General features: G+C 63.1%; 26 protein-coding genes, 9 tRNA genes and 1 other RNA gene. 30 read left to right on the top strand and 6 right to left on the bottom strand.

Going from position 1 to position 26502, the window contains the following annotated elements; all coding sequences use genetic code 11:
• Nucleotides 1-53: 53 nt before the first annotated feature.
• The gene (locus XALGPE39_RS03055) at nucleotides 54-1061 is read left to right on the top strand and encodes an isocitrate dehydrogenase (protein WP_045726938.1); all 1008 of its coding nucleotides are present in this window, start codon (nucleotides 54-56) and stop codon (nucleotides 1059-1061) included.
• A gap of 94 nt (nucleotides 1062-1155) precedes the next feature.
• Here XALGPE39_RS03055 and XALGPE39_RS03060 read toward each other — a convergent pair whose 3' ends face one another.
• Nucleotides 1156-1929 (bottom strand): Bax inhibitor-1/YccA family protein, encoded by a 774-nt coding sequence (locus XALGPE39_RS03060; RefSeq protein WP_045728922.1) that lies wholly within the window; start codon nucleotides 1927-1929, stop codon nucleotides 1156-1158.
• A 157-nt stretch (nucleotides 1930-2086) separates the two neighbouring features.
• Here XALGPE39_RS03060 and XALGPE39_RS03065 point away from each other — a divergent pair.
• The 14 genes from XALGPE39_RS03065 to XALGPE39_RS03130 all read left to right on the top strand — a co-directional run bounded on the left by XALGPE39_RS03065 (nucleotide 2087) and on the right by XALGPE39_RS03130 (nucleotide 12109).
• Nucleotides 2087-2163: transfer RNA gene (locus tag XALGPE39_RS03065), tRNA-Pro, on the top strand.
• Between the two features lie 44 nt (nucleotides 2164-2207).
• A tRNA-Arg gene (locus XALGPE39_RS03070) sits at nucleotides 2208-2284 on the top strand.
• 36 nt (nucleotides 2285-2320) lie between these two features.
• Nucleotides 2321-2397: transfer RNA gene (locus XALGPE39_RS03075), tRNA-His, on the top strand.
• A gap of 76 nt (nucleotides 2398-2473) precedes the next feature.
• A tRNA-Lys gene (locus tag XALGPE39_RS03080) sits at nucleotides 2474-2549 on the top strand.
• 92 nt (nucleotides 2550-2641) lie between these two features.
• Nucleotides 2642-2726, top strand: a tRNA-Leu gene (locus XALGPE39_RS03085).
• Between the two features lie 204 nt (nucleotides 2727-2930).
• Complete coding sequence (tig, locus tag XALGPE39_RS03090; protein ID WP_045726939.1) at nucleotides 2931-4226, top strand: trigger factor; 1296 nt, start codon at nucleotides 2931-2933, stop codon at nucleotides 4224-4226.
• A gap of 134 nt (nucleotides 4227-4360) precedes the next feature.
• The gene (gene clpP / locus XALGPE39_RS03095) at nucleotides 4361-4987 is read left to right on the top strand and encodes an ATP-dependent Clp endopeptidase proteolytic subunit ClpP (RefSeq protein ID WP_045726940.1); all 627 of its coding nucleotides are present in this window, start codon (nucleotides 4361-4363) and stop codon (nucleotides 4985-4987) included.
• Between the two features lie 129 nt (nucleotides 4988-5116).
• A complete protein-coding gene (gene clpX, locus XALGPE39_RS03100) occupies nucleotides 5117-6403 on the top strand; it encodes an ATP-dependent Clp protease ATP-binding subunit ClpX (protein ID WP_012915123.1) in 1287 nt (428 codons plus the stop codon).
• A gap of 174 nt (nucleotides 6404-6577) precedes the next feature.
• Nucleotides 6578-9049, top strand: a complete 2472-nt coding sequence (gene lon, locus XALGPE39_RS03105; RefSeq protein ID WP_045726941.1) for an endopeptidase La — start codon at nucleotides 6578-6580, stop codon at nucleotides 9047-9049.
• Nucleotides 9050-9228: 179 nt separating this feature from the next.
• Nucleotides 9229-9546 (top strand): HU family DNA-binding protein, encoded by a 318-nt coding sequence (locus tag XALGPE39_RS03110; RefSeq protein ID WP_255352375.1) that lies wholly within the window; start codon nucleotides 9229-9231, stop codon nucleotides 9544-9546.
• An 11-nt stretch (nucleotides 9547-9557) separates the two neighbouring features.
• A tRNA-Val gene (locus XALGPE39_RS03115) sits at nucleotides 9558-9632 on the top strand.
• Between the two features lie 27 nt (nucleotides 9633-9659).
• Nucleotides 9660-9736: transfer RNA gene (locus tag XALGPE39_RS03120), tRNA-Asp, on the top strand.
• A gap of 119 nt (nucleotides 9737-9855) precedes the next feature.
• Nucleotides 9856-9932: transfer RNA gene (locus tag XALGPE39_RS03125), tRNA-Asp, on the top strand.
• Between the two features lie 188 nt (nucleotides 9933-10120).
• On the top strand, nucleotides 10121-12109 hold the full coding sequence (locus XALGPE39_RS03130) for a peptidylprolyl isomerase (RefSeq protein ID WP_045726942.1): 1989 nt from the start codon (nucleotides 10121-10123) through the stop codon (nucleotides 12107-12109).
• A 249-nt stretch (nucleotides 12110-12358) separates the two neighbouring features.
• On the opposite strand, the gene XALGPE39_RS03135 is transcribed toward XALGPE39_RS03130, so the two are convergent.
• Nucleotides 12359-13579 carry a lytic transglycosylase domain-containing protein gene (locus XALGPE39_RS03135; protein ID WP_045726943.1) on the bottom strand — a complete coding sequence of 407 codons (1221 nt, stop codon included), beginning with the start codon at nucleotides 13577-13579 and terminating at the stop codon, nucleotides 12359-12361.
• Nucleotides 13576-14352, bottom strand: a complete 777-nt coding sequence (gene gloB, locus XALGPE39_RS03140) for a hydroxyacylglutathione hydrolase (RefSeq protein ID WP_045726944.1) — start codon at nucleotides 14350-14352, stop codon at nucleotides 13576-13578. Before gloB ends, XALGPE39_RS03135 begins: the two co-directional genes overlap by 4 nt.
• Before the next feature lie 12 nt (nucleotides 14353-14364).
• Here gloB and XALGPE39_RS03145 point away from each other — a divergent pair, with 12 nt between their 5' ends.
• The 3 genes from XALGPE39_RS03145 to dnaQ are packed head-to-tail and all read left to right on the top strand — an operon-like array spanning nucleotide 14365 to nucleotide 16264.
• Nucleotides 14365-15024 (top strand): methyltransferase domain-containing protein, encoded by a 660-nt coding sequence (locus XALGPE39_RS03145; RefSeq protein ID WP_045726945.1) that lies wholly within the window; start codon nucleotides 14365-14367, stop codon nucleotides 15022-15024.
• A 17-nt stretch (nucleotides 15025-15041) separates the two neighbouring features.
• Nucleotides 15042-15500, top strand: coding sequence for a ribonuclease HI (gene rnhA, locus XALGPE39_RS03150; RefSeq protein ID WP_045726946.1), 459 nt, complete (start codon nucleotides 15042-15044; stop codon nucleotides 15498-15500).
• Between the two features lie 26 nt (nucleotides 15501-15526).
• Entirely contained in the window at nucleotides 15527-16264 is a 738-nt protein-coding gene (dnaQ, locus tag XALGPE39_RS03155) for a DNA polymerase III subunit epsilon (RefSeq protein WP_045726947.1), read from the top strand.
• 76 nt (nucleotides 16265-16340) lie between these two features.
• Here dnaQ and XALGPE39_RS03160 read toward each other — a convergent pair whose 3' ends face one another.
• Complete coding sequence (locus tag XALGPE39_RS03160; protein ID WP_045726948.1) at nucleotides 16341-17045, bottom strand: PP2C family serine/threonine-protein phosphatase; 705 nt, start codon at nucleotides 17043-17045, stop codon at nucleotides 16341-16343.
• 209 nt (nucleotides 17046-17254) lie between these two features.
• On the opposite strand from XALGPE39_RS03160, the gene XALGPE39_RS03165 reads away from it, so the two are divergent.
• Nucleotides 17255-17345 (top strand) — tRNA-Ser (locus XALGPE39_RS03165).
• 138 nt (nucleotides 17346-17483) lie between these two features.
• Entirely contained in the window at nucleotides 17484-17888 is a 405-nt protein-coding gene (locus tag XALGPE39_RS03170) for a DUF6165 family protein (RefSeq protein WP_045726949.1), read from the top strand.
• Nucleotides 17889-17905: 17 nt separating this feature from the next.
• Here XALGPE39_RS03170 and XALGPE39_RS03175 read toward each other — a convergent pair whose 3' ends face one another.
• A complete protein-coding gene (locus tag XALGPE39_RS03175; RefSeq protein ID WP_045726950.1) occupies nucleotides 17906-18955 on the bottom strand; it encodes a glycosyltransferase family 9 protein in 1050 nt (349 codons plus the stop codon).
• 20 nt (nucleotides 18956-18975) lie between these two features.
• On the opposite strand from XALGPE39_RS03175, the gene XALGPE39_RS03180 reads away from it, so the two are divergent.
• The 7 genes from XALGPE39_RS03180 to XALGPE39_RS03210 are packed head-to-tail and all read left to right on the top strand — an operon-like array spanning nucleotide 18976 to nucleotide 23114.
• Nucleotides 18976-19725, top strand: coding sequence for a 3-deoxy-D-manno-octulosonic acid kinase (locus tag XALGPE39_RS03180; protein WP_045726951.1), 750 nt, complete (start codon nucleotides 18976-18978; stop codon nucleotides 19723-19725).
• A complete protein-coding gene (locus tag XALGPE39_RS03185; protein WP_045726952.1) occupies nucleotides 19725-20483 on the top strand; it encodes an MBL fold metallo-hydrolase in 759 nt (252 codons plus the stop codon). The genes XALGPE39_RS03180 and XALGPE39_RS03185 overlap by 1 nt, the downstream gene beginning before the upstream one ends.
• The gene (gene moaA / locus XALGPE39_RS03190; RefSeq protein WP_045726953.1) at nucleotides 20480-21514 is read left to right on the top strand and encodes a GTP 3',8-cyclase MoaA; all 1035 of its coding nucleotides are present in this window, start codon (nucleotides 20480-20482) and stop codon (nucleotides 21512-21514) included. The genes XALGPE39_RS03185 and moaA overlap by 4 nt, the downstream gene beginning before the upstream one ends.
• A gap of 4 nt (nucleotides 21515-21518) precedes the next feature.
• Nucleotides 21519-21893: a DUF4440 domain-containing protein gene (locus XALGPE39_RS03195; RefSeq protein ID WP_045726954.1), complete on the top strand. Its 375-nt coding sequence runs from the start codon at nucleotides 21519-21521 to the stop codon at nucleotides 21891-21893.
• A gap of 31 nt (nucleotides 21894-21924) precedes the next feature.
• Nucleotides 21925-22443 carry a cyclic pyranopterin monophosphate synthase MoaC gene (gene moaC, locus XALGPE39_RS03200; RefSeq protein ID WP_045726955.1) on the top strand — a complete coding sequence of 173 codons (519 nt, stop codon included), beginning with the start codon at nucleotides 21925-21927 and terminating at the stop codon, nucleotides 22441-22443.
• Nucleotides 22440-22685, top strand: coding sequence for a MoaD/ThiS family protein (locus XALGPE39_RS03205; protein WP_045726956.1), 246 nt, complete (start codon nucleotides 22440-22442; stop codon nucleotides 22683-22685). Before moaC ends, XALGPE39_RS03205 begins: the two co-directional genes overlap by 4 nt.
• Before the next feature lie 3 nt (nucleotides 22686-22688).
• Nucleotides 22689-23114: a molybdenum cofactor biosynthesis protein MoaE gene (locus XALGPE39_RS03210; protein WP_045726957.1), complete on the top strand. Its 426-nt coding sequence runs from the start codon at nucleotides 22689-22691 to the stop codon at nucleotides 23112-23114.
• A 144-nt stretch (nucleotides 23115-23258) separates the two neighbouring features.
• Here the strand turns inward: XALGPE39_RS03210 and ffs are convergent.
• An RNA gene (ffs, locus tag XALGPE39_RS15050) (signal recognition particle sRNA small type) lies at nucleotides 23259-23355 on the bottom strand.
• A gap of 276 nt (nucleotides 23356-23631) precedes the next feature.
• Here ffs and XALGPE39_RS03215 point away from each other — a divergent pair.
• The 3 genes from XALGPE39_RS03215 to XALGPE39_RS16170 all read left to right on the top strand — a co-directional run bounded on the left by XALGPE39_RS03215 (nucleotide 23632) and on the right by XALGPE39_RS16170 (nucleotide 25746).
• The gene (locus tag XALGPE39_RS03215; protein ID WP_082061811.1) at nucleotides 23632-24714 is read left to right on the top strand and encodes an integrase arm-type DNA-binding domain-containing protein; all 1083 of its coding nucleotides are present in this window, start codon (nucleotides 23632-23634) and stop codon (nucleotides 24712-24714) included.
• A gap of 375 nt (nucleotides 24715-25089) precedes the next feature.
• Nucleotides 25090-25323 (top strand): hypothetical protein, encoded by a 234-nt coding sequence (locus XALGPE39_RS16165; RefSeq protein ID WP_200893858.1) that lies wholly within the window; start codon nucleotides 25090-25092, stop codon nucleotides 25321-25323.
• A 36-nt stretch (nucleotides 25324-25359) separates the two neighbouring features.
• Nucleotides 25360-25746 (top strand): hypothetical protein, encoded by a 387-nt coding sequence (locus tag XALGPE39_RS16170; RefSeq protein ID WP_045726959.1) that lies wholly within the window; start codon nucleotides 25360-25362, stop codon nucleotides 25744-25746.
• Nucleotides 25747-26502: the final 756 nt, after the last annotated feature.

Genomic DNA, 26502 nt, shown 5'->3' on the forward strand with positions numbered 1-26502 from the left:
CTGCAGCCCGGTTTCCGGGCGGCGCTCCTTCTCTGTACGGAATCGGCAATTTTATGACGCAGACAATCACGATCATCCGTGGCGATGGCATCGGCCCCGAGATCATGGACGCGACCCTGTTCGTGCTCGATGCGCTGAACGCTGGCCTCACCTACGAGTATGCCGACGCTGGTCTGGTTGCCCTGGAGAAACATGGCGACCTGTTGCCTGCCGCGACGCTGGAATCGATCCGCAAGAACAAGATCGCGCTCAAGAGTCCGCTGACCACGCCGGTGGGCGAGGGTTTCAGCTCGATCAATGTGGCCATGCGCCGCCAGTTCGATCTGTACGCCAACGTGCGTCCGGCCAAGTCGTTTCCCAATACCAAGTCGCGCTTCGGTGCCGGGGTGGATTTGATCACTGTGCGCGAGAACACCGAAGGCGCATATTTGAGCGAAGGCCAGGAAGTGTCGGCCGATGGCGAGACCGCGCTGTCGATGGCCAAGGTCACCCGCAAGGGCTCCGAGCGCATCGTCCGCTATGCCTTCGATCTGGCCCGCGCGACCGGCCGCAAGAAGGTCACTGCGGTACATAAGGCCAACATCATCAAGTCCACATCGGGCTTGTTCCTGAAAGCGGCGCGCGAAGTCGCGGCGCACTATCCGGAGATCGAATTCCAGGAAATGATCGTCGATAACGCGTGCATGCAGTTGGTGATGCGCCCGGAACAATTCGATGTCATCGTCACCACCAACCTGTTCGGCGACATTTTGTCGGATCTGTGCGCCGGTCTTGTTGGCGGCCTCGGCCTGGCGCCCGGTGCCAACATCGGTGTGGATGCGGCCATCTTCGAAGCCGTGCACGGTTCGGCTCCGGACATCGCCGGGCAGGGCAAGGCAAATCCTTGCGCGCTGCTGCTGGGTGCGGCGCAACTGTTGGACCACATCGGCCAGCCGCAGAACGCCGAACGTTTGCGCAATGCCATCGTCGCCACGCTGGATGCCAAGGACGGGGTGACGCCGGACCTGGGCGGCAGTGGCAACACCATGGGCTTTGCCAAGGCCATCGCCAGCCGTCTGTGAGGCCAAGTGCGGCCGAATCGGTCAAAAAAACAGGGCGCCATGCGGCGCCCTGTTGCGTTATGGATCGGGGCTCGCGGGATGCGTGCCGATGCCGTTAATTGCGCGATTGCAGCTTCGACAGCAGGCGCAGGAACTCGATATACAGCCACACCAACGTGACCATCAGGCCGAACGCGCCATACCATTCCATGTATTTGGGCGCGCCCTGTTTCACGCCGCTCTCGATGAGATCGAAGTCCAGCACTAGGTTCAGCGCTGCCACCACGACCACGAACAGGCTGAACACAATGCCGACCGTGCCCGAGCCATGGATGTAGGGAATCTGGATGTGGAACAGGCCCAGCACGGCAGTCGCCAGATACACCAGGGCGATGCCGCCGGTGGCCGCGACCACGCCCAGCTTGAAGTTTTCGGTGGCCTTGATCACGCCGCTGCGGTAAGCGAACAGCAAGGCAAACAAGGTGCCGAAGGTGAGCATCACTGCTTGCATCACGATGCCGTTGAAGCGATGTTCGTACAGTGCCGAAATCGATCCAAGGAAGAAGCCTTCCACCAGCGCATACAGCGGCGCGGTGATCGGCGACCATTGCTTTTTCATCGTGGTGATCAGGGCCAGGATGAAGCCACCGATCGCGCCGCCCAGGACGTAGCCGATCACGCCCGGTGCGACCACCTCGCGGCCTGCGGCATCGACCGAAAGCGATTGGCTCCATGCGAATGCGGCGGTCAAGACGGTCAGCAGCAGCAGGGCGCCGGTTTTGTTGACGGTGCCGTTCAGGGTCATCGCTCCGCCATCGCGCGCGATCACCGCGCCGCTGCCGAGGTCGAGGAAGGTGGATTCTTTCAGCGCAGGGTTGCCGCTGCGGATCATGCTGTTTCTCCAAGTAAAAAGTCGCCCCGACTGATGTCGATGCTAGGCGTCGAGCATAGCGCAGGCGATGTCGCGCGCGCGCGACGTTGACAGCGAGGCGCCAGCTTCCCACAATAGCCGACCTTCGCAGCCTCGGCCGCGAGGGGTGTTCTGCCGGGGTATAGCGCAGTCTGGTAGCGCGCCTGCTTTGGGAGCAGGATGTCGGGGGTTCGAATCCCTCTACCCCGACCAATCCGATGTGCAACGGCTCAGAGGAATGCGACAATCCGGAATGGGCGCCCGTAGCTCAACTGGATAGAGCACCGGCCTTCTAAGCCGGCGGTTACAGGTTCGATTCCTGTCGGGCGCGCCAACATCGGCGTCTGGCAGATAGTGCAAGTGTTCAATGGTGGCTGTAGCTCAGCTGGTTAGAGTACTGGATTGTGATTCCAGATGTCGGGGGTTCGAGTCCCCTCAGCCACCCCATTGACCGCGTGAACCGCTGCTTTTCGGGATGTTGCAAGAAAGTCAGAAAGCACATACGATGTGCGACTAAGTTTCAGGGCCGTTAGCTCAGTTGGTAGAGCAGTTGACTCTTAATCAATAGGTCCAAGGTTCGAATCCTTGACGGCCCACCAAAAATAAAAAGGCGCCTGCTGAAACAGGTGCCTTTTTCTTTTCCGCATAGCCTGCAACAATGTGTCTCGGTAGGCGCGTTCGGCGCCAAAGCGCGAAAGTGGCGGAATTGGTAGACGCCCTGGTTTTAGGTACCAGTGCCGCAAGGCGTAGGGGTTCGAGTCCCCTCTTTCGCACCATCCATCGGTCAGGTCTGGCATAGGTCTCAAGGCCTGATAGGTCAGTCTCTTCCCGTGTCGCTGGCTCATGGCCTTTGGCCTTGCGCTGGCAGGCATGGCGGGAATAGGCGAAACTATCCGGCTGCGGTCGTCCCGTGCCCGCGTCCAATCCGTATTCTTCTATATCGTGCCGAGAGCCGTTCGCTCCCGGTGGCAGGAGTCCACATGCAAGCTTCGATCGAAACCACCGGTAACCTGGAACGGCGTTTGACTTTCACCTTGCCGGAGGAGCGTCTGCAAAGCCATGTCGGCGGTCGCCTGCGCGAAGTCGCGCGCACCGCGCGGATCAAGGGCTTCCGTCCCGGCAAGATCCCGGCCAAGGTGATCGAGCAGCGTTTCGGGCCGCAGATCCGCGCCGAGGCGTTGGATGGCCTGCTGCGCGAGACCTTCGACTCGGCGGTGCGCGAGCACGCGCTGCGCCTGGCTGGTAATCCGCGTATTGACCGCGCCGACGACAACGCCTTGCAGTTCGTGGCGACGTTCGAGGTGGTGCCCGAGTTTGGCGATATCGATGTTTCCGCGTTGCAGGTCATTCGTCATACCGCCGAGGTCACCGACGCCGACATCGCGCAGATGATCGAGAACCTGCGTCTACAGCGCCGTACCTGGCAGCCGGCTGGGCGTGCGGCGCAGGATGGCGATCTGGTGACCTTGGAGACCTGGTCGCAGGTGGGTGATGAGCGCTTGCCCGCCGAAGGTGTGGAGAAGGGCAGCAGCGTGATCGGCTCGGGTGTCATGTTCCCGGCGATCGAGCAGGGCTTGCTCGGCCTGTCCAAGGACGAGGAAAAGACCCTTTCGGTCGATTTTCCTGCCGACTGGCGCGTGCCGCAGTTCGCCGGCAAGCAGGTGCAGGTGCATGTGAAGGCAGTCGAGGTCGCTGCCCCGGTGTTGCCGGAGGTGGACAAGGAGTTCATCAAGAGCTTTGGCGTGAAGAGTGGTGATCTCGAGCAGTTCCGCAAAGACATTCGTGTCAACTTGGAGCGGGAGCTCAAGGGGGCGCTGATGAATCGCCTGCGCCGCGAGGTGGGTGAGCAACTGATCGTTGCCTATGCGTCGGTGGAGATGCCGCCGCGTCTGGTCGAGAACGAAGCCCGCGCGATGCTGGCCGAACAGGTCGAGCAGATGCGTCGCGCCGGCCGCGATCCGGGTCAGGTGCCGGACGATGCGCATCAGGGCTTCATGGATGCCGCGCGCAAGCGCGTGCTGGTTGGCTTGTTGGTTGGCGAGGTCGCGCGCCGCAACGAGTTGCGTTTGGACCCCAAGCGGGTTTCGGAGACGCTGCGCCTGATCGCTTCGACCTACGAGGAGCCGGAGCAGGTCATTGAGATGTACCGCAACGATCCCCAATTGATGGGGGGGCTGCAGAGCCGCGTGATGGAAGAGCAGGTGATCGATTGGATCGCCGAGCGCGCCCAGCACACCGAGCAGGCGATGACGTTCCAGGAAGCGATCCGCCAATAAGGTGGCACCATGCCGTGGCCCGCATCGTGCATGCGGGTTGCGGATGTAAGCCCATGCCTCCGCAGTTGCGGAGTGGACATGAGAAACCCTGCACACCCGTGCAGGCACGACACACAGCAGCAGGAGATCACCGCGTGGACAATGTAACCAAGGCCTTGAATATGGTTCCGATGGTGGTCGAGCAGACCAGTCGCGGCGAGCGTGCTTACGATATTTACTCGCGCTTATTGAAAGAGCGCCTCATTTTCCTGGTCGGCCCGATTGACGACCACATGGCCAACGTGGTCGTGGCGCAGTTGCTGTTTCTTGAAGCGGACAATCCGGAAAAGGACATCAGCCTCTACATCAATTCCCCAGGTGGCGTGGTCACCGCAGGCATGGCGATCTACGACACCATGCAATACATCAAGCCGGACGTGAGCACCATCTGCGTCGGTCAGGCCGCGTCGATGGGGGCGCTGTTGCTGGCCTCGGGTGCAGCCGGCAAGCGCTACGCATTGCCGAATTCGCGGGTGATGATCCACCAGCCGCTGGGAGGCTTCCAGGGGCAGGCGACCGATATCGATATCCACGCGCGCGAGATTCTGACCCTGCGTGCGCGACTGAACGAGGTGTTGGCTAAGCACACGGGCCAGTCGCTGGAAACGATTGCCCGCGACACCGAGCGCGATAACTTCAAAAGTGCCGCCGATGCGCAGTCCTACGGGCTCGTCGATCAGGTGTTGGAGCGTCGCCCTGATGAGTCGATCCAGCCGGCATAAGGCTTGCATGTACTGGAAAACGTGGCGTATTCCGCAGGGTCGGGGTCGGGCTAGCGTCCATCCGGCCCTGTGTTATTCTCGAAATCGAACCCCCGTGCATCGGGTGGGGTAACTGGGTAAGCGAAGCTAATGAGCGAAGACCGGCAGGGCCGTTCCGGCGACAGCAACAAGATTCTTTACTGCTCGTTCTGCGGGAAGAGTCAACACGAGGTTCGCAAGCTGATTGCGGGGCCGAGTGTGTTCATCTGCGACGAATGCGTCGAGTTGTGCAACGACATCATTCGCGAGGAGCTCGAGGAAAAGGCGCAGTCCGCACGCAGTAGCCTGCCCAAGCCGCGCGAAATTCTGGAAGTGCTCGACCAGTACGTGATCGGCCAGCAACGCGCCAAGCGCACGCTGGCCGTGGCGGTGTACAACCATTACAAGCGTATCGAGAGCCGGCAGAAGAACGACGAGGTCGAACTGGCCAAGTCCAACATCCTGCTGGTCGGCCCGACCGGTTCTGGCAAGACGTTGCTGGCCGAGACGTTGGCGCGCTTGCTCAATGTCCCGTTCACCATCGCCGATGCGACCACATTGACCGAAGCCGGTTACGTCGGCGAGGACGTGGAGAACATCATCCAGAAGCTGCTGCAGAAGTGCGACTACGACGTCGACAAGGCGCAGCATGGCATCGTCTATATCGACGAAATCGACAAGATCTCGCGCAAGAGCGAGAACCCGTCGATCACCCGCGATGTGTCCGGCGAAGGCGTGCAGCAGGCACTGCTGAAGCTGATCGAAGGCACGGTTGCCTCGGTGCCGCCGCAGGGCGGGCGCAAGCATCCACAGCAGGAATTCCTGCAGGTGGACACCAAGAATATTCTGTTCATCTGCGGCGGTGCCTTTGCCGGGCTGGACAAGGTGATCCAACAGCGTTCCAACGATGCCGGTGGCATCGGCTTCGGCGCGAAGGTCAAGAGTGTCGAGCGCAAGCGTGAAGTCGGCAAGATCCTGGCCGAGGTCGAGCCGGAAGACTTGATCAAGTTCGGTCTGATCCCCGAGTTCGTCGGTCGTCTGCCGGTAGTGGCCACGCTCGAGGAGCTGGACGAGCCGGCGTTGATCAAGATCTTGACCGAGCCGAAGAACGCGATCACCAAGCAGTTCAAAAAGCTGTTCGAGATGGAAGGTGTGGAGCTGGAATTCCGTCAGGACGCACTACTGGCCATCGCCAAGAAAGCGCTCAAGCGCAAAACCGGCGCACGTGGCCTGCGTACCATCGTCGAGTCCGTGCTGTTGGACACCATGTACGAACTGCCGTCGCAGGAAAACGTCAGCAAGGTGGTCGTGGACGAGTCGGTGATCGAGCACAAGTCCGAACCCTACCTGATCTACCAGACGCCTCCGGCGCCGGCCAAGCTGGCATCTGCGGAGTGAGCCGGATGGCACCTGTGCCGATCCTGTGGCAGCTCCAGACTGTGCGGTAAGTCGCTGAAAAGGAAGAATATCTTTCTGCGCCCTTGCATCATCCTGCTGATGGCCCCATAACGGGGCCATCGGCGTTTTTATGGCCGCGCGTCACGCGTCCCTGCCTCCCATATCGGAATCCTCATGGCTCAGTCTCCATCCGAAGTCCTCGACCTGCCGGTGTTGCCGTTGCGCGACGTGGTGGTCTTTCCGCATATGGTCATCCCGCTGTTCGTCGGTCGCGACAAATCCATGCGTGCGCTTGAGCATGCGATGGAGGCAGATAAACGCATTTTGCTGGTCGCGCAGAAATCCGCCGAGACCGACGATCCGGTGGCGGTCGATCTGTACAACGTCGGTACGTTGGCGCAGGTGCTGCAACTGCTTAAGTTGCCCGATGGCACCATCAAGGTGTTGGTCGAAGGTCTGTCGCGTGTCAGCGTGAACAAAGTGGTCGAGCGCGACGGTGCGCTCCAGGGCGAAGGTCGCGAGATCGATGCCGTCGAGTCACGCGAGGAGCGTGAAGTCGAGGCGATCGCGCGTTCGTTGATGTCGCTGTTCGAGCAATACGTCAAGACCAACCGTAAATTGCCGCCGGAGTTGTTGCAGACGCTGTCGGGCATCGATGAGCCCGGACGTCTGGCCGATACCATCGCCGCACACATCGGCGTGCGTTTGGCCGACAAGCAACGCCTGTTGGAAATGCTCCAGGTGGGCGAGCGGCTGGAGATGCTGGTCGGTCTGGTCGATGGCGAGATCGACGTGCAGCAGTTGGAGAAGCGCATCCGCGGTCGGGTCAAGTCGCAGATGGAGAAAAGCCAGCGCGAGTACTACCTCAACGAGCAGATGAAGGCGATCCAGAAGGAACTGGGGGACCTCGACGATGCGCCGGGTGAGCTGGAGGAACTGGCGCGCAAGATCGCCGAGGCGGGGATGCCCAAGCCGGTGGAGACCAAGGCCAAGGCCGAGCTCAACAAGCTCAGGCAAATGTCGCCGATGTCGGCCGAAGCCGCGGTAGTGCGTAACTATCTCGATTGGCTGCTGGGCGTGCCGTGGAAGAAGCGCAGCAAAGTGCGCAAAGATCTGAAGGTGGCACAGGAAACCCTGGATGCCGATCACTACGGGTTGGAGAAGGTCAAAGAGCGCATCCTCGAGTACCTCGCCGTGCAGTCGCGGGTGAAGCAGATGAAGGGGCCTATCCTGTGCTTGGTCGGGCCGCCGGGTGTCGGCAAAACCTCGCTGGGTCAGTCCATTGCCAAGGCCACCAATCGCAAGTTCGTGCGGATGTCGCTGGGTGGCGTGCGCGACGAGGCGGAGATTCGCGGACATCGCCGCACTTACGTCGGTTCAATGCCGGGCCGCATGGTGCAGAACCTCAACAAGATCGGCAGCAAGAATCCTTTGTTCGTGCTCGACGAAATCGACAAGATGTCGATGGATTTCCGTGGCGATCCGTCCTCGGCGCTGCTGGAAGTGCTCGATCCGGAGCAGAACAACGCCTTCAACGATCACTATCTGGAAGTGGACCTGGATCTGTCCGAAGTGATGTTCGTGGCCACCTCCAATTCGCTCAACATTCCCGGTCCGCTGCTGGATCGCATGGAGGTGATCCGCATCCCCGGCTATACCGAGGACGAGAAGCTCAACATCGCCACGCGTTACCTGACGCCCAAGCAGCTCAAAGCCAATGGGCTCAAACAGGACGAATTGGAAATAGGCGCCGATGCGATCCGCGACATCGTGCGTTACTACACGCGCGAGTCCGGCGTGCGTAACCTCGAGCGCGAAGTCGCCAAGATCTGCCGCAAGGTGGTCAAGGAGATCGCACTGGCCGGTCCGCAGCCGGCGGCCGTGGCAAAGAAAATGACGGCGAAGAAAGGGCGCGCGGGCAAGGACAAGGCGCGGGTCAGCGTCGGCTCCAAGAATCTGGAAAAGTATCTGGGCGTGCGTCGCTTCGACTTCGGTCGTGCCGAGGAGCAGAATGAAATCGGCCTGGTCACGGGGCTGGCCTGGACCGAGGTTGGTGGCGACCTGCTGCAGATCGAATCGACCCTGGTGCCGGGGAAGGGCGCGGTGATCCTGACCGGCCAACTCGGCGATGTGATGAAGGAATCGGCCTCTGCCGCGCTATCGGTAGTGCGCTCGCGCGCCGAGCGGCTCGGCATCGAGGCCGACTTCCTGCAGAAGCAGGATGTGCACTTGCACGTGCCTGATGGCGCCACGCCCAAGGATGGTCCCAGCGCAGGCATTGCGATGGTAACCTCGCTGGTGTCCATGCTGACCAAGGTGCCAGTGAAGGCCGACGTGGCGATGACCGGCGAGATCACTTTGCGTGGGCGCGTCTCGGCGATTGGCGGGCTCAAGGAAAAACTGCTGGCCGCGTTGCGTGGTGGCATCCGCACCGTGTTGATTCCAGAGGAAAACCGCAAGGATCTGGCCGACATTCCAGAGAACGTGACCCGCGATCTGAAGATCGTGCCGGTGAAGTGGATCGACGAAGTGCTCGATCTGGCGCTGGAGCGGCCGCTGACGCCCAAGGCTGCCGCCACTGACGGCGAGCAGGCACCGGTACGGCGCAAGCAAAAGGCGTCGTCGAATGCGCGCGTTAAGCACTGACGCGCGCTGAACCGGGTTCACGTAAGTAGCTCAAACCCTCGCCGTTGCTGGCTTTTCGGCTTGCGCGGGTATGTGCCCGCTGGTATAAATACAAGGCTTAAGAGCGCCTTAAACGGGTATGCTCGGTAGTGCAAATCAATCGGGGCTTCGTCAGGCGAGGCAGGCCAAGCCGATACCCGATCCTTAATTCCGCGGCTTTCTGCCGCACATGGAGTCATCAAGAAATGAATAAAGCCGAACTGAACGACGCTATCGCCGCTGCTGCCGATATTTCCAAGGCCGAAGCTGGTCGTGCCGTCGATGCCTTCGTGTCCGAAGTCACCAAGGCCTTGAAGAAGGGTGACAGCGTGACCCTCGTGGGCTTCGGCACCTTCCAGGTGCGCGACCGTGCCGAGCGCACTGGCCGCAACCCGAAGACCGGTGACTCCATCAAGATCGCTGCCTCGAAGAACCCGACCTTCAAGGCTGGCAAAGCGCTGAAGGATGCCGTAAACTAATCGACTCGCTGGGGTGCTTAGCTCAGCGGTAGAGCGTCTCCTTTACACGGAGAGGGTCGGGGGTTCGAAACCCTCAGCACCCACCAAAGCACCAGGCAGCAAGTTTAAAAAGCGGAGTGGTAGTTCAGTCGGTTAGAATGCTGGCCTGTCACGCCGGAGGTCGCGGGTTCGAGTCCCGTCCACTCCGCCAGTTGTACCGAAGCCTCTGAGAAATCAGAGGCTTCTTTTCTCGCAGACACCGCGCCGCGTTTCATTCCGGCCGGGCCGCTCCGGGAAAACAGGCCATTGTGCCTGTCACCGTTCGAATGCGGAGTGGTAGTTCAGTCGGTTAGAATGCTGGCCTGTCACGCCGGAGGTCGCGGGTTCGAGTCCCGTCCACTCCGCCACGTTGCACGCAAACCCTCCGAGTGATCGGGGGGTTTTTTATTTATGTCTTTTCCGTGTTTCTTCGGTGCGTGGTGCCCACGTTCTCTGGCTCCTTGCTCTTGTGGCGCAGTTCGTCCGGCGTAACCTTCCTCTGCGGGGTGTGAAGCGGGTTAAACTGTTGGGCTTGCTAATAGGCCTTTGGTTCCCAATGCTGCAGACACTTCGCGAAAAGACCTCGGGCTGGATCGCCACTGCGATCATTGGCCTATTGATGATTCCGTTCTTGTTCGTTATCGATACCAGCTACCTTGGTGGCGTCGGTGCCAATAACGTGGCCAAGGTGCAGGCGCCGCCGTCATGGTGGTCATCGGCGCCGTCGTGGTGGCCTGTCTCCTTGTTGTGGAAGCATCAAGAGATCAGCACGGAACAATTCCGCATGGGCTTCGAGCAGGCGCGTCAGCAGGCACGCCAGCAGCAGGGCGAGGCATTCGACCCGCGCGAGTTCGAAAGCATCGACAACAAGCGCAAAGTGCTTGACCAACTGATCGACGAGCAGGTGGTCAAGCTGGCCGCAGAGCAGGCCGGCGTGGCCATCGGCGATGCCGCTGTGCGCGATTACATCGCCAGCATTCCGGCCTTCCAGAACGACGGCAAGTTCGATCCGGAGCGTTATCGTTTGGCGTTGGCGTCGGGCACGCCGCCGCGTACGCCGGCCATGTTCCAGCAACTGGTGCGCGATGCGCTGCAACAATCGGTCATTCCCACTGGCCTGATGGAATCGGCGTTTGTCAGCAAACAGGAAGCCGAGCGTCTGATGAAGATGCTGCGCGAGACCCGCGATGTGGAGTTGGCGCAGCTGCCGGAGATGCCCGCCGACACCACGCCAGTCAGTGATGCGCAGGTGCAGCAGTGGTACGACACGCATACTTCCGACTTCAAGCAGCCGGAAACCGTGTCGATCGAGTATGTCGAATTGAACGCGGCCAATTTGCCGCCGTCCAAGCCGGCCGACGAGGCCACCTTGCGCAAGCGCTACGAGGAAGAAAAAGCCCGCTTCGTCGAACCCGATCAACGCCTTGCCTCGCACATTCTGATCAGCGCCGGCAAGGACGCGGCTTCGCAGAAGGCGGCTGAAGCCAAGGCGATCAAACTGGCCGCCGAGGCCAAGCGCCCCGGTGCCGATTTCGCCGCATTGGCTCGTGCCAACTCCGACGATCCCGGTTCCAAGAACGCGGGCGGCGATCTAGGCTGGGTCGAGAAGGGCGTGATGGTGAAGCCATTCGAAGATGCGTTGTTTGCGATGAAGCCCGGCGAGATCGTCGGCCCGGTGAAGAGCACGTTTGGTTATCACGTGATCCAACTGCGTGAGGTCAAGGGTGGCAAGGGCAAGTCGTTCGAACAGGTGCGCGACCAGCTCGCCGCCGAACAACTGCAGGCCGACAACGAAAAGGCCTTAAGCGCACTGAGTGGCAAGCTGGTGGACGAGGTGTACAAGAACCCGACCGAGCTGGCATCGGCGGCGAAGGACGTCGGCTTGCCGGTGCAGACCCTGGGGCCGTTCACTCGCGCCAGCGCCAGTGGTATCGCGGCACAGCCGGCAGTATTGCGGGCGGCATTCTCCGACGCGCTGGTGCAGGACGGTACGGTCAGCGACCCGATCAACCTGGGGCCGAACCACAGTGTGATGATCCGCGTCACCAAGCACCAGTCGGAGCAGGTCCTGCCGTTGGCCAAGGTGCACGAGCAGGTGATCGCCGCAGTGCATGCCGACCGTGCCGCCAAAGCTGCGTCAGCCAAGGCCGATGCCTTGCTAGCACGGTTGCGCAAGGGCGAGTCTTTGCAGGCGCTGGCTGGCCCGGAGAAGTTGCAGATCAACCCGATGCCCGCTCTGTCACGCAGTGCGCCGATGCCTAGCCCCGAAGCCAATCGCACGATCTTCAGCGCACCGCGGCCTGTCGCTGGCAAGCCGTCGTTCGGTAAGGTCGTCTTGCCTGCGGCGCCGGGTACAGGTGGCAAGCGCTATGCGCTGTTCGCGGTCACCAAGGTAACGCCTGGCGATTTGAGTAAAGTGCCGGCCGAGCAACAGACCATGTTCAAGCAGCAGTTGGCGCAGCTCGAAGGTGCGGCCGATGCCAAGGCCTATGTCGATGCAATGCGCAAGCGTTACAAGGTGAGCGTGCAGGAAGCGCAGTTGTAAACAGATCTCCTGCCTTGATGGCATGTACGACAGGCCCGGCATTGCCGGGCCTGTCGCGTTTGCGAGGGTGAGGGCCTGTCGGCGTGCGTTCGCGGTCGGTTCGCCTGTTTGCGGCGTGCGCCATATCGCATCGTCGGTACGCCTGTTCATCCGACTGCGGCGCGTTTCGCGCCTACCACGCGACGCTGCTCGTTCCGCTGGATGAGGCGGTGCGCACACCCCGCACGCTTATGGACGGGGCATGCAGTCTCAGTCTGCGTAGTTCAAGACCATGCCGGGACGCAGTAGGCTGCCTGCCGACAATCCGTTTTGTGTCAGTAACGCCTGTACGGTGATGCCATAGCGCTTGGCGATGCTCCAGGCGGTGTCGCCATCGCGGACCGTATGCGTGTGCTGGCGTGGCCTGGATGGGCGCGGACCGGGAGTAGGCATCGCCGATGCGCTGGTCGTGGTGCTGTTGGCGCTGGCGGCGATCGCTGTTGCCGTGTCCTGTGACGTTGGCGTGCCGCGCTGGGCAAGTGCTGAGCCGCTGCTCATTCCGAGCGGTGCCAGCACGGGCAGTGCGCGCTTGTTGTGACGTCTGGTGTCGAGGGCGGGATTGAGACGTGCGAGCTGGTTGCTCGGTAGTGTCTGCTGCCGAGCCCAGTCGTCCAGGGCCATGCCGGCTGGCAGAGTCTGTGCTTGCAGGATGGGCACGTCCCGATCCAGCGATGCCATCCATTCGGCGTGGGTCTGGGCCTGCTCCAGCACGCAGGCCAGTGCGTGCAGTTTCTCGACGTAGGCGTAGGTGATCGACGCCATGCCCGGTAATTTATCCGGGTGCGTGCCGTGGACATTCATGCCAGCGTGGCGCACGGACTGGAGGACGCGAGATTCGCCGCCGTTATACGCCATCAGCGTCAGCCGCCAATCGCCGCCGAACATCCCGTGCAGCGTCTGCAGATAGCGCAATGCGGCGCGTGTGGATTCCACCGCCGACAAGCGGCCGTCATAGCTGCTTTCCACCGCGACATCGTGGCGACGTGCGGTGGCGGGAATGAACTGCCACAAGCCGGCCGGACCATTGCGGCGGCTACGCGCGGCCGGTCGATAGCCGCTCTCCACGAATGGGATCAGTGCGAACTCGGTCGGCAAGTTCACCGCGCGCAGTTCATCGATCACGTAACCGAACAGCGGCAGCACGTCTTCGTCTGCGTTGGCCAGCCGTGCCGGTGCGTGCGCGAACTGCTGCTGCGCGCGCGAATCGCTGGTGCTGGCATCGCAGTGCGCGTCGGCCAGGCCGTCGCGGAAGCGTGCCAGGATGTCGCGGCCATTGCGGGTCGTCGTGGGTGGTAGCGATGTTGGATCCGCGGGTAACGCGTTCACCCCGGCCATGGTCTGTTCCAGCGTGGTACCCAGCGGCGTGGCAGTCGTCGTGCAGGGCAATGCCGACGCCAACGTCAGCGCGGCAGTGAGAGCCAGCGCTTTCATGCGTGGAAAGCGTCTTTCCAGCGCCTCAATTCAGTGAAGATGTCCACGTCCTGCACCGTTGTGTCGTCCGCCGCGCGGCCGAGGCGGGCGACGACAGCCTGCCGGATCGCAGGCGAGGCCGTGCGCAAGAACGGATTGGTCGCCATCTCGCTAGCGAGTGTGACCGGGACAGTGGGATGTGCGGCATGGCGCATGGCCTGGACTTCCTGATAGCGCTGCCGCAGGGCGACGTTGGTGGGATCGACCATGACGGCGAATGCCGCATTGGCCAGGGTGTATTCATGCCCGCAGCAGACGAGCGTCTGGCCCGGTAGGGCAGAGAGCCGTTGCAGCGAAGTCAGCATCTGGGAAGGCGTACCTTCGAACATGCGTCCACATCCCAGGCTGAACAGGGTATCGCCACTGAACAGATAGCCATGGCCGACATAGGCCAAATGCGAGCGGGTGTGGCCCGGGACGGCGATGGTGTCGAACCGCCAGTGTAACGCCTGGATGCTGTCGCCGTGGCCGACCCGATGGCTGGCGCAATCGATGCGCGGATCCTCCGGCGCGTATACCGGTAGTTCCGGCCACCGCGCACGCAGGGCCGGGACGCCGCCAATGTGATCGTCGTGGTGATGGGTGAGCAGGATCGCCGCTGGCTGCAATCCCTGCGCTGCGGCCTCGAACACCGGTTCGGCCTGGCCGGGATCGACCAGCAAGGCCTGCCCATCGTCTGCGGCAATCATCCAAAAGTAGTTGTCCTGGAATGCCGGCAGGGCGATCAGTCGCATAGAATCGACACCATGCCCGCCGTTCTGCACCCTCGTCAAGCCAACGTCTCATCCTGGTTTGATACAGCCGGGGCGCACGTGCTGCTGCAGGCTGAACAACCGCTGATCCAGGAGGCGTTGCTCAAGCGTCCCGCACAGCCCTGGCTGTGGCTGGCTCCGGTGCCGTCGATGCCGCTGTCGCGCGAGGTGCCGGGGCGCGGCCTGCGCCTGCATCGCAGTGCAAAAGGGTATGCGGGTGACCTGATCTGCAGATTGCCGTTGCCTCTGCCATCGGAGAGCGTTAATGCGATCGTGTTGCAGCACGTGCTGGCCGACGATGCGCTCGCCTTGCTGGAAGAGTGCGAACGGGTGCTGATGCCCGGCGGTCGGCTGTGGTTGTTCGCGCTCAACGCGATGAGTCCGTACCGGCTGCGTTGGCGCCGTCAGGGGCTGGTGGCGCGACAGCCAGGTAGTTGGCGTGGCTTGCTCGAACAGGCCGGTTTGCCATGCCAGGAGCAACTGCGGTATCTCGGACCGGTGTGGCCGACCCGCGCCGGGACCGGCTCGATCGCATCGACCGCACCGCTGCGCGCGGTCTGCCTGTTTCAGGTGGAAAAGCGCACCGCCGCCGGCATCGGCCCCATTCCGTTGCGCGCGCCGCTGCGTTGGCGCGGCTCGGTCGCTTCTATCTGAATTCCCATTGGATCCTCATGAAGACTGTTGATATCCATACCGACGGCGCTTGTCTCGGCAATCCTGGCCCCGGTGGCTGGGCCGCGTTGCTGCGTTACAAGGACCAGGAACGGGAGGTGGCCGGTGCCGAGGCGCACACCACCAACAACCGCATGGAGCTGATGGCGGCGATCATGGCGTTGGAGACGCTCAACGCGCCCTGCCAGATCGTATTGCATACCGACTCGCAATACGTGCGTCAGGGCATCACCGAGTGGATGCCGGGCTGGGTGCGGCGGCAGTGGAAGACCGCTGGCGGCGATCCGGTCAAAAATCGCGATTTGTGGGAGCGGCTGCACGCCGCCGCGCAGCGGCACGCGATCGACTGGCGCTGGGTCAAGGGCCATAACGGCGACCCGGATAACGAGCGGGTCGATCAACTGGCGCGCGACCAAGCGTTGCGTGTGCGTGCCGGTGGCGGCGCGGTCGCCTCCTGAACCCTCTTTTCCCTGCAACGAGCCCTATGCGCCAGATCATCCTCGATACCGAAACCACCGGCCTGGAATGGAAGAAGGGCAACCGCGTCGTCGAAATCGGTGCGGTGGAACTGCTTGAGCGCCGTCCCAGCGGGCGCAATTTCCACCGTTATTTGCGTCCGGATTGCGATTTCGAACCGGGTGCGCAAGAGGTCACCGGCTTGACCTTGGAGTTTCTCGCCGACAAGCCGCAATTCCATGAGGTGGTCGATGAGTTCCTGGAATTCATCGACGGTGCCGAGTTGGTCATCCATAACGCCTCGTTCGACCTGGGCTTCCTCGACTACGAATTGTCGCGGCTGGGCGAGTCCTACGGGCGCATTCTCGACCGTGCCAGTGTGGTCGATACCTTGTTGCTGGCCCGCGAGCGTTTTCCAGGACAGCGCAATTCGCTGGATGCGCTGTGCAAGCGGCTGGGTGTGGACAACACGCATCGGCAACTGCACGGCGCGTTGCTCGATGCGCAGATCCTGTGCGAGGTGTACATCGCGTTGACCTCCGGCCAGGAGGAAATCGGTTTTGCCTTGGTCGATGAGAGGACGGGCAAGAACGACGCCCATGCTGCGGCGTTCGACATGGCGACGTTGTTGCCGCGTCCGCAGGTGCTGCCGACCGCTTCCGAATTAGAGGCACACCAGGCGCGGCTCGACACCTTGCGTAAAAAGGCTGGTCGCGCGCTGTGGGATGCGGCCGAGCCGGTGTCGACCGAGGCGACGCCGGGCTGAGGAACTGAGTGCTGGCCGTCGCGTGACGGTCGCCGTGTGTGCGCTGGTGTGGGGAAGGTGTCGCGGCTTGCGTCGTTCAGTGGCAACGTACCAAGACGACCGTGATGTTGTCCGAACCGCCGTCGTCCAGCGCCGCCGCGACCAGCATGTCCACGCATTCCTGCGCGCTGCAATCGTCGTGGCCCAGCGCAGTGGCAATACCCACTTCGCCCACATGCTCGGTCAGCCCGTCGCTGCACAGGAGCAGGCACACACCTGGGCGCAGTTCGCCGGTCATCGAGGCCACGTTCAGATGCTGTGGATCGGTAATGCCGAGCGCCTGGGTGACCGCATTGCGATGCGGAGGTGCGTTTGCCTGTTCCGCAGTCAGTACGCCCTGTGCGATCAGCGCCTGCACGTGGCTGTGATCCTGGCTGAGCTGGGCGAGTTTGCCGTGGCGCCATAGATAAGCGCGGCTGTCACCGACCCAGGCCACTTCAAAGCGGTTCCCTTGCACATGTGTAGCGACCACGCTGGTGCCCATCGGGAGTGGGGCGTGACGGAGCCGCGCGGCGTGGATGATCTCCTCGTCGGCAATCCGGATTGCATGCGCCAACGTGGCACCGCCGCGCACTTCGCGGACGATGGCCTCGCGCGCCAGCGCGCTGGCGACTTCGCCGCAGGCATGGCCGCCCATGCCATCGGCCACCAGCCACAGGCCCAGCTCGTTATCGCCGTAGTAGGTGTCCTCGTTGAGGTCGCGGCGCAGGCCGAGGTGGGTGAGGTGTCCGAATTCGATCATTGCGCGCCTGTGGCTGGCCGGGCTTTTTGTAGTTCAACCCCCATCATCGCGGTCGCGCGCGCATCCGGCAATCGCCTGCGTCGGCTTGGCGCAGGTGGGGTTCATGGGCCTCGCTCGATCCGAGGGCACTCAAGCGTGGGCGTCGCATGGCTTGTTCGCACGCAGTGGGAACCGTATGATGCTTGCCCCCGGTCCGCCGGGGACCACCCGGGAAGGTGGCAGAGTGGTTGAATGTACCTGACTCGAAATCAGGCAGGCGTTTATAGCGCCTCGGGGGTTCGAATCCCCCCCTTCCCGCCAGTTGCGCATTGGGCCCCGTCAGGGGCCTTTATGTTGTTGAGTGGTGGTATTTCGGAGCGGTCGCGATGCTGCGCCGATGTGGCGTTCAAGCTCGCCCGTTACACTCTTGGCTCTTCATTAGCCGCTTGGGTGTCTGTGATGTCCGAAATTCTGGTTCCCGTGTCTTTCGGCGAATTGCTCGACAAGATCGCCATCTTGCAGATCAAGTCCGAGCGCATCGCCGCCCCGGACAAGCTGGTCAATGTGCACGCGGAGTTGTCGGCGCTGGAGAAAACCTGGATGGCGCATCCGGCTGCCGGTGGCGATGTCGTGCGCCTACGCGCGGAATTGAAGGCGGTGAATGAGCGGCTGTGGGTGATCGAAGACGAGATCCGGATCAAAGAGAAAGCGCAGGCCTTCGATGCGGAATTCATCCAGCTTGCACGCAGCGTGTACTACGAAAACGACGAACGCGCGCGCATCAAAAAAGAAATCAACCTGGCGCTGGGTTCCCGCTACGTAGAAGAAAAGTCCTATCAGGATTACCGCACGCCGTCCGCTTGAGTGCGGCCGCGTACAGCTCAGGCGCCGTGATCGGCGCGGTAGCGCTCGAACGCGGCAATTGCCGCGTCCACCTCGATCAGCGCCATGACGCCATCGTATTCGATCTTGCGCCCCCATTTGAGTGCCTCGGCCGGCTTGCCCAGGTACTTGCGCGCGGCCGCATCGTATTTGTCCACGCAGTAGCGAATGTCCGAGTACGGGCCGCTGCGGCGCGGGTTGCTTGCCGCGTGCAGGCCCAGCACCTTGACGCCCATGGCGTTGGCGATGTGCATGGGGCCGGAATCGGGCGTCATCACCAGCGCCGCGCGCTGCAGCAGCGCGGGCAGTTGTTTGAGCGTGTCGCGACCGACCAAATCCAGCAGCGGCGCGCGCGCCGCAGCGATGATGGCGTCGGCAGTGCTGCGCTCCAGCGCACTGCGCCCGCCGCATAACACCACCCGCCAACCTTGCGCGACAGCGTGGTCGGCGACTGCGGCGTAGCGCTCGGCATACCAGTTGCGGCGCTCATGGCTGGAACATGGCGAAATCAGCAGCGCCGGTCGGCCGTCGTCGGGCCATTGCGCACGCGCCCAGTCATGGGCCGCATCGGGTACTGGCAGGTCCCAGCGCACCTGCGTCTGACGTAGCCCGAGTGGCTCGCAGAAGCTGCCGATCGCGTCGAGCACATGGATGCCGGGGCGGTCGGGGATACGTTCGTTGACGAACAGGCCATGCAGATCCTTCGAGCGACTGCGGTCGTAGCCGATGCGACGGCGCGCTCGCACACAGGCCGAGAGCACATTGGCGCGCAGTGCCACCTGCATCTGCAGCAGCGCATCGAAACCTTGTCTCGGGAGTGCGTGGCGCAGTGCGCGCATGCCAGCCAGGCCGCTGCGTTTGTCGTAGCCATGGAAGACCACCCCGGGCAGCCCGTCCAGCAGCTTGAGTCCTGCGTTGTCGATGATCCAGTGCAGCGGCGGTGCCTGTGGCCAGGCGTGCTGCAGCGTGCGCACCAGTGGCACGACGTGAGTCACGTCTCCCAGCGCCGACAAGCGCAACAGGCACAGCGAGGGGAGCATTGCCGGCATGGTGTTGTTAGACTCGTAGGATGGCTGCATTCGACGCTACTGAAGCACTGACGCCGTACCGCGAGGGTCGCGGCTATGGTGCCATTTTGTTCGACCGCGAACGACTCCGGCAAGCCGAGCCGGCGTTGTTCTCGGCCACATCCTGGGCCGAGCGCGCACGTCCGGTGGATGCGGGTGGGCGCGGAAGCGCATGGTTCATCGATGCCCCGTTCGGCGCCTGCGTGCTGCGCCAGTACCGCCGTGGCGGCTTGGTCGCCAAACTCAGTCGCGACCGCTACCTGTGGTGCGGTGCCCACCGTACCCGCAGTTTCGCCGAGTTCCGCCTGATGCGCGCGTTGATCGCGCGCAAGCTGCCGGTGCCCAAACCCTTGGCGGCCTGCTACCTGCGGCAGGGCACGCGCTATCGTGCCGCGCTGTTGATGGAGCGGCTGGAGGATGTCTGCTCCCTGGCAGAGCGCGCATTGATCGCTGGCCGTGGCGCGCCCTGGGAGGAGGCTGGGCGATTGATCGCGCGCTTCCATCGCGCTGGTCTGGATCATGCCGATCTCAACGCGCACAACATCTTGTTCGACGGTAATGGTCACGGTTGGTTGATCGACTTCGACCGCAGCGTGCTGCGCATTCCTGCCACCGGCTGGCGCGAGCGCAATCTCAAGCGTCTGCATCGCTCATTGCTCAAGCTGCGCGGCGAGCGTGGCATCGATGCGGTCGAAAAGGACTACGAACGTCTGCGTCGCGCCTACGACCTGGCCTGGGAGCGCGGTTGCTGATGAGCGCTTGGGTGCTGCGTTTCCAGGGCGTGGGCAACGCCTCGGCGGTGCAGCTGGGTTCGCCGATGGCCACGATCGAGCGCGACGCGCTGCCGTGGCTGAGCATCGACTGCGGCGGCGAGGGCCTGAGTGCTTACCAGGCGCACTACGGCGCCATGCCGCAGGCGTTGTTCGTCACCCATGTGCATCTGGATCACGTGGCCGGGTTCGAGCGCCTGTTCGTGGATAGCTATTTCTCCGAACGGCGCGGCAAGGTGCGCCTGTACGTGCCCGCGCCGGTGCTGCCGCTGCTGCACCGCCGCGTGGCCGACTACCCGAACGTGTTGGCCGAGGGCGGCGCCAACTTCTGGGACGCGTTTCAGTTGATCGCGGTCGGTGAGGCGTTCTGGCACGACGGCGTGCGTCTGGAGGTTTTCCCAGTACGCCATCACTGGCCGGAGACGGCCTATGGCGTGCGCCTGCCGGGCGCGTTGGTGTGGAGTGGGGATACCCGGCCGATTCCGGAAATGCTCAACCGCTATGCCGACGACGGCGAACTGATCGCACACGACTGTGGTCTTCACGGCAACCCCTCGCATACTGGCGTGGACGATCTGGAACGTGAATATCCCGCCGAACTGGTGCGAAGGATGATGCTCTACCACTACGCCAGCGCCACAGATGCCGAGGTCTTGCGCGCGCGTGGCCATCGCGTGGCGCGGCCGGGCGAGTGCGTGGCGCTGCCTACGCCACGTTTGCCGCAGATGCCGGCCGGATGAGTGCCATCGCGCGCCCGTCGCTTGCGTCCGCGACGCCAGCGGACCGGCGCGGGCGTGCGTTGCGCGATCTGCGCCTGTCGGTGATCGAGGCGTGCAATTTCCGCTGCGGCTACTGCATGCCAGTCGATAAAGTCCCCGACGATTACGGATTCGACGCGGCCGCGCGGCTGTCGTTCGCACAGATCGAGACCGTGGTACGCGCCTTCGTCCGTAACGGCGTGCGCAAGCTGCGCCTGACTGGCGGGGAGCCCTTGCTGCGCCGCGAACTGCCGGAATTGGTGCAGCGGCTCGCACGCATTGCGGGTGTGGAAGATTTGGCAATGACCACCAACGGCGTGTTGTTGGCATCGCACGCGCAGGCCTTGCGTGACGCCGGCTTGCAGCGCGTTACGGTCAGTCTGGATGCCATCGATCCGTTGGTGTTCCGGCAACTATCCGGCGGTCGTGGCGAAATCGCGCAGGTGTTGGCCGGTATTGATGCCGCCGTTGCGGCCGGGTTTGGCCCGCTCAAACTCAACTGCGTGGTCCAGCGTGGGATCAACGACGAACAGGTATTGCCGCTGTTGGCGCATTTTCGCGGTAGCGGCCATGTGTTGCGTTTCATCGAATACATGGACGTGGGCACGTGCAACGCTTGGCGTCGCGACATGGTGGTGCCCGCTGCGGAACTGCGCGAGCGCATTGCCGCACGCTGGCCGCTGCACGCGCTGGAGCCGCACTATCCTGGCGAAGTCGCCGCGCGTTATGCCTTCGCTGATGGCGGTGGCGAGGTTGGCTTCGTTACTTCTGTCAGCGCGCCGTTTTGCGGCGACTGCCATCGTGCGCGGGTTTCGGCGGATGGTCGTCTTTATACCTGTCTGTTCGCTGCCGAAGGTGCCGATCTCACCCCGGCGCTGGCCGATGGCGAGCAGGCGCTGGCCGAACGCGTGCGCGACTTATGGGAGCAGCGCAATGACCGTTACAGCGAATTGCGTGGCGATGCGACGGCGACGCGCGGCAAGCACGTCGAAATGTTCCTGATCGGTGGTTGAGCCGATGGACACCGCGCTGCAAGGTGAATTAGTCGCGTTGGAACTGGAATTGCTGGAGCCGACACTGCGCGCTTGGTCCAAACGCGTGGCCGATCTGCTTCACGGTGCTTTCCTGGAGTTTGGCACATCCGCTAGTCGCTTCGACAAGCTTGCCATGTTGCAGGCGCGATCTGTCCAGGCGAGCGGCTTCGTTTATCGTGTTTTCGAGATGGACGCGCAGGCGTTGGCGCCAGCTCTTGTGCAATTGCGTGACCGCAGCGAGCGTGGTGGCGGCAGCGAACCGCCGCAGCAGGCGCTGCACAGTTCATTGTGGCAGCGCCGCGACCGTCGATGGCGCATGCTGTTCCATCAAGGCACGCCGATTCCCGGTGTTGTCTGAGCATCGCGCCGTGGGAGGGGCAGCGTCATCCATGACCAAGAAAAGATCCACCAAGCCGGCAGGCACATCGGCGCCGATGCTGACCCATCTTGACCCGCAGGGGCTGCCTGCGATGGTGGACGTTTCCGCCAAGCCCGCCACCGCGCGCGTGGCGGTTGCTGAGGCGCGGGTACGTTTTCCTGCGGCGGTGGCCGCGCAATTGCGTGCCGATGCGTTGCGCAGCGCCAAGGGCGGCATCGTCGAGACTGCGGTGATTGCCGGCACGTTGGCGGTCAAGCGCACGCACGAATTGATTCCGTTCTGCCATCCGTTGCCCATCGATGGCTGTCGCTTCGCCATCGACTGGGCCTCGCCGCAGGTGTTGCGGATCGAATGCCGCGTGCGCACCGTGCATCGTACCGGCGTGGAGATGGAAGCCTTGACCGGTGCCAGCGTCGCCGCGCTGACCGTCTACGACATGTGCAAAGCCTTGACCCACGCGATGACCATCGGCCCGGTGCGATTGCTCGGCAAACGTGGTGGCAAGCGCGATGTCGGGAGCGTGGCATGAGCGCCTCGGTGACCGTGCTGTACTTCGCCAGCTTGCGCGAGGCGGCGGGGATTGATCGAGAGCAGGTGCGCACGGCCGCGCCCGACTTGCGCGCGCTGTACGCCGAACTCGACGCGCGGCATGGCCTGCGTTGGCCTGCACAACGTCTGCGTGTGGCAGTGGATGGCGCCTTCGCCGATTGGGGCGACACATTGCGCGATGGCGCGGAAGTGGTGTTCATTCCGCCGGTGTCGGGAGGCTGAGTGATGTCCACCGCGCCGCGTTTCCATCTCTCCGACCACGCGCTCGATCCTGTTGCGTTGCGTGCGCCGCTGGCCCATGCGCAGGCCGGTGCCTATGCCAGCTTCGAAGGCTGGGTACGCGATCACAACGACGGCCGCGCCGTTGATGGCCTGCGCTATGACGCCTATGCCGCCCTGGCCGAAGTCGAAGGCCAGCGTATCGTTGACGAAGCACTGGCGCGCTTCGCCATTCTCGACCTGCGTTGCGTCCACCGTATCGGCGACTTGGTGATCGGTGACTTGGCCGTGTGGGTGGGCGTGGTGGCGGCGCATCGCGATGCCGCCTTTGGCGCCTGTCGCTATGTCATTGACGAGGTCAAAGCGCGAGTGCCGATCTGGAAACACGAACGCTACCGCGACGGTGAGGCGGGTTGGCTGCATCCGCAATAGCGTGCGTGACGCCGCGTAACGCGCATGCTGCAGTTGCCGACTGATGTACGAGCGTGCAGCAAGCGAGATGCTCGATGATGCCAGGTTGCAGCAAGCCAGACGCTCGGCGATGCGAGAGCGCGAACAGTCGAAGGAGGGGTGGCGACCCCGCCGGCTGACCTCGGCGCCCGCGTCGATCGATACCGTTGCTGCCTTCCGGCCCTGGCGGGGTTTTCGACCTAGCGTCGCGAGGGGCCGACGGGGCCACCATAGAGACGAAACCGCGCCAGCAGCGCGGTTGTTGCCCGTTAGGAATTCCTGCGCAGGAAGCGAAGGAATCTGCGCAGGGGCAGCGCGGGGAAACTGGCGGAGAGAGGGGCCGCGCTTGCTTAGCCTTAGCTCATCTCGCTAGGTATCTATTCTCGCTGTACCTACATGTTTCGGCAAGAAGTTTTCGTCTCGGGTGGTCTCGCCCTCTATCGCTACATCGCTCGTTCATAGTAGGGTAGGTAGTAGGTTAAAACTTGATGAGCGCCCCATGCCTCGCAAGGCAAAAGAGCTGACAGACATAGCAGTCCGGAACCTGAGAAAGCCCGGATACTACGCTGTCGGTGGGGCTGTGTCGGGACTCCTGCTGCAAGTCACCGCGACCGGAGCCCGGAGCTGGGTGCTTCGCTACACCGCTGGTGTGAAACCCGGAACCGACAAGCCGTGGCGGCGTGATCTTGGGCTGGGCGGCTATCCGGACGTGTCGCTGTCCGAAGCGCGGCGCAAGGCCGCCGAGGCGCGCGAACTGCTTTCCAAGAACATCGACCCGATCACCGCGAAGCGAGAGGCCCGGAGCGCCATGCTTGCGGCGCGCCTGGCTGAGATCACATTCGAGAAGGCCGCGCACCAGTTCATCGAGTCCAAGTCCGCGGAATGGAAGTCGGGCGGCAAGAGCGCCGACCAGTGGACCAGCTCGCTCGAAGCCTATGCCTTCCCGGTGCTGGGCTCGCTCCGCGTCGCCGACATCGACCGCGCACACGTCCTGCGCGTCCTTGAGCCCATCTGGATTGAGAAGAACGAGACGGCGAACCGGGTGCGCCAGCGCATGGAGTCGGTGCTGGACTGGGCAAAGGTCCGCGGCTTCCGCGAGGGCGACAACCCGGCGCGTTGGAATGGCTATCTAGATAAGGTCCTACCCGCGCCCGGGAAGGTAAGGGACGTGCAGCACCATCCGGCGCTGCCCTATGCCCCAATGCAGTCGTTCATGCTGGACCTTCGCTCGCGCAATGGCATGGGTGCGCGGGTGCTTGAGTTCGCGATCCTGACCGCGGCCCGGTCGGGCGAAGCGCGTGGTGCGCGCTGGGACGAAGTTGGCATGCCGGAACGGTGTTCGCGCGCGTGGCGTCATCGATTCCGCGGCGGAGGCTCGCACCGCCGGGCGCATGGAGGCGAGCTTGTCGGACCTGTTCCGGGCGGCTGGCGTTCGCGTGAGCCTGGCGAGGAAAGGCCCGCGCGTCCCGCGCTTCGAGCAGTTGAAGCAGTTGATGGTCAACGGCGAGTTCTTCGTGGCGTCGCGGTGTTGGTTCTGGCTGGCGACCGTCCCGAGCCTGCCGCGCGATTCGCGTATCCCTGATGACGTGGACACGAAGGCGAACGACCACGCATTGGACGCAACAAGCTACGCCATCGCGGGCGAGGCGGCCGGGCGCGTGATCCAAGAGGATTTTCACCCCGTTGCGAAGCTGCCACGCGATGATCGAGTCATCTTGGTTTGATCCAGTCGCTCCAGTGCGCTCGCCTGGGTAGAGCAGCAGGAAATGATGCGTTCAACAAAAAGCTGGGAAGGAAGATCGAAATCAGCTGAGCCCACTACTTCCAGTGCGGCGATCCGCTTTCAGCCGAAGAAGTAAACCGGTCCAATAAATAACACTCGCGCGGGGCAAATCCGGTCCATATGGTCGGGAGCGAGTGGCCCCACTGGCTGGGCCGCATGCTGAGGAATAGCCCCATGCCGAACGTCAACTTCAACACCATCCCCACCGATGTCCCGCTGACCACGGCGAACATCGACCGGCTCGCGGACCGGGCCTCCGAACTTGCCACAGCTTTTGCGTCACGCATCGCCAGCATTCAGAAGCAAGTAGACGACGCACGTCAGCGATTCGGCAGAGAGGCGGACGACATCATTCGTGAGACTGACTCGGCAAACCGTGCCGTGGCCAAGCAGTTCGCAAAGAAGTAGCTTGCCTCGCGCATCGCCAAGTTCCGCCTGACCATCGTGGAATCGAGCCGCGGCCAGCGTGAGGAACTCCTGCGTCCGCTGGCGAAAGTCGCCGCCGATGCCACGTTCCCCCTGAGCCTGTGTCAGTCGCCTGCGCAGATGCTCGGCCGCGTTGCCTTGGGCGACACGCGGCGCACGCAGTACCAGCTCCAACTTGAGGGCGGTGGGCCGATCGAACTGGAGACTGCTGCGATCACCGCTATCGCCGCCGCCGACATGCCGTTGGCTGCCGCGATTGCGACCGTGGTAGACCGCCGGCCTTCGGATCGGCGGCCGTTCTCGGTGGCGGCGTTTGCCGAGAAGGTGTGGGGCGGTCAGCACGCCGAGGTTACGGCCAAGCTCAAGGGGGCTCCTTGCCGAGCGCACCGCGCGTGCTGCGAATGATGAGTTCGTGCGCGGTAAGGCCGACCCCATCGCCAATCTGAGCAACCAGCTCGCCGCCCGGGCTATCGCCGAGGCGTCGGGGGGGGCGAAGCATGAAAGGCGCAGTTCCCAATGTCCTGAAGGCGAAGGCGTTCCACGAGAAAAAGCAAGCCGAGCGCTCGGTCAAGCTTGCCAAGCTAGTGAAGCGAGCCAAGTCGAGCCAAGGCGGTTGACTGCGGTGCGGGAGGCGCGGTGGTAGAACCAGAAAAGCTCCCCGCGTGGCCGTTGGCTCGGCGCAGTCCAGATTATGACCCCACGCCCACATCGTCGCGTTCGCGGCAGCAAGCCGTTTCGTCGAAGCACATGCGCGCGCTGTGGGATGACCCTGCATTCCGGGAGCGCATATCCGCACAGATGAAGGCTAGGTGGGCAGACCCCACGTACAGGGAGTGTGCCGGCCGCTTTCACCGCGACGAACGCACCTACCGCTGGCAGCACATCGAGTCCGGGCTGATCGTCTCCCGGACCAAGCTCGAAATGCGCCAGGAACATGGCCTACTGCCCACATCGCTGGACGGCCTCGTGGCTGTGCGCATCCAGACCTCGCAGGGCTGGCGGCTCGCGCCGCGTAGCCTGCTGGGCGAGAGTCCGCGATGGATTTTTCCTTAGTGCGGCTACGCAAATTTCTGCACGAAATCCATTTCGAGACGTCGGCGAAGGTTTTGTATGCGCCTCCTTGCGCACTTGGTCGCCTCGCGGCCCGGTCACCTTGTCGAT

Source organism: Xanthomonas sp. GPE 39 (genome assembly GCF_000963005.1).
Lineage (GTDB): Bacteria > Pseudomonadota > Gammaproteobacteria > Xanthomonadales > Xanthomonadaceae > Xanthomonas_A.

What these genes read in the sequence shown, in the direction of transcription:
- XALGPE39_RS03205 (WP_045726956.1), top strand. Translation starts at nt 22,440, where the DNA reads ATGAGCGCCTCGGTGACCGTGCTGTACTTCGCCAGCTTGCGCGAGGCG.
- XALGPE39_RS03145 (WP_045726945.1), top strand. Translation starts at nt 14,365, where the DNA reads ATGCCCGCCGTTCTGCACCCTCGTCAAGCCAACGTCTCATCCTGGTTT.
- moaA (WP_045726953.1), top strand. Translation starts at nt 20,480, where the DNA reads ATGAGTGCCATCGCGCGCCCGTCGCTTGCGTCCGCGACGCCAGCGGAC.
- XALGPE39_RS03170 (WP_045726949.1), top strand. Translation starts at nt 17,484, where the DNA reads ATGTCCGAAATTCTGGTTCCCGTGTCTTTCGGCGAATTGCTCGACAAG.
- dnaQ (WP_045726947.1), top strand. Translation starts at nt 15,527, where the DNA reads ATGCGCCAGATCATCCTCGATACCGAAACCACCGGCCTGGAATGGAAG.
- XALGPE39_RS03160 (WP_045726948.1), bottom strand. Translation starts at nt 17,045, where the DNA reads ATGATCGAATTCGGACACCTCACCCACCTCGGCCTGCGCCGCGACCTC.
- tig (WP_045726939.1), top strand. Translation starts at nt 2,931, where the DNA reads ATGCAAGCTTCGATCGAAACCACCGGTAACCTGGAACGGCGTTTGACT.
- XALGPE39_RS03195 (WP_045726954.1), top strand. Translation starts at nt 21,519, where the DNA reads ATGGACACCGCGCTGCAAGGTGAATTAGTCGCGTTGGAACTGGAATTG.
- XALGPE39_RS03175 (WP_045726950.1), bottom strand. Translation starts at nt 18,955, where the DNA reads ATGCCGGCAATGCTCCCCTCGCTGTGCCTGTTGCGCTTGTCGGCGCTG.
- XALGPE39_RS03185 (WP_045726952.1), top strand. Translation starts at nt 19,725, where the DNA reads ATGAGCGCTTGGGTGCTGCGTTTCCAGGGCGTGGGCAACGCCTCGGCG.
- XALGPE39_RS03130 (WP_045726942.1), top strand. Translation starts at nt 10,121, where the DNA reads ATGCTGCAGACACTTCGCGAAAAGACCTCGGGCTGGATCGCCACTGCG.
- XALGPE39_RS03180 (WP_045726951.1), top strand. Translation starts at nt 18,976, where the DNA reads ATGGCTGCATTCGACGCTACTGAAGCACTGACGCCGTACCGCGAGGGT.
- XALGPE39_RS03210 (WP_045726957.1), top strand. Translation starts at nt 22,689, where the DNA reads ATGTCCACCGCGCCGCGTTTCCATCTCTCCGACCACGCGCTCGATCCT.
- XALGPE39_RS16165 (WP_200893858.1), top strand. Translation starts at nt 25,090, where the DNA reads ATGCCGAACGTCAACTTCAACACCATCCCCACCGATGTCCCGCTGACC.
- rnhA (WP_045726946.1), top strand. Translation starts at nt 15,042, where the DNA reads ATGAAGACTGTTGATATCCATACCGACGGCGCTTGTCTCGGCAATCCT.
- XALGPE39_RS03215 (WP_082061811.1), top strand. Translation starts at nt 23,632, where the DNA reads ATGCCTCGCAAGGCAAAAGAGCTGACAGACATAGCAGTCCGGAACCTG.
- clpX (WP_012915123.1), top strand. Translation starts at nt 5,117, where the DNA reads ATGAGCGAAGACCGGCAGGGCCGTTCCGGCGACAGCAACAAGATTCTT.
- gloB (WP_045726944.1), bottom strand. Translation starts at nt 14,352, where the DNA reads ATGCGACTGATCGCCCTGCCGGCATTCCAGGACAACTACTTTTGGATG.
- lon (WP_045726941.1), top strand. Translation starts at nt 6,578, where the DNA reads ATGGCTCAGTCTCCATCCGAAGTCCTCGACCTGCCGGTGTTGCCGTTG.
- XALGPE39_RS03055 (WP_045726938.1), top strand. Translation starts at nt 54, where the DNA reads ATGACGCAGACAATCACGATCATCCGTGGCGATGGCATCGGCCCCGAG.
- moaC (WP_045726955.1), top strand. Translation starts at nt 21,925, where the DNA reads ATGACCAAGAAAAGATCCACCAAGCCGGCAGGCACATCGGCGCCGATG.
- XALGPE39_RS03135 (WP_045726943.1), bottom strand. Translation starts at nt 13,579, where the DNA reads ATGAAAGCGCTGGCTCTCACTGCCGCGCTGACGTTGGCGTCGGCATTG.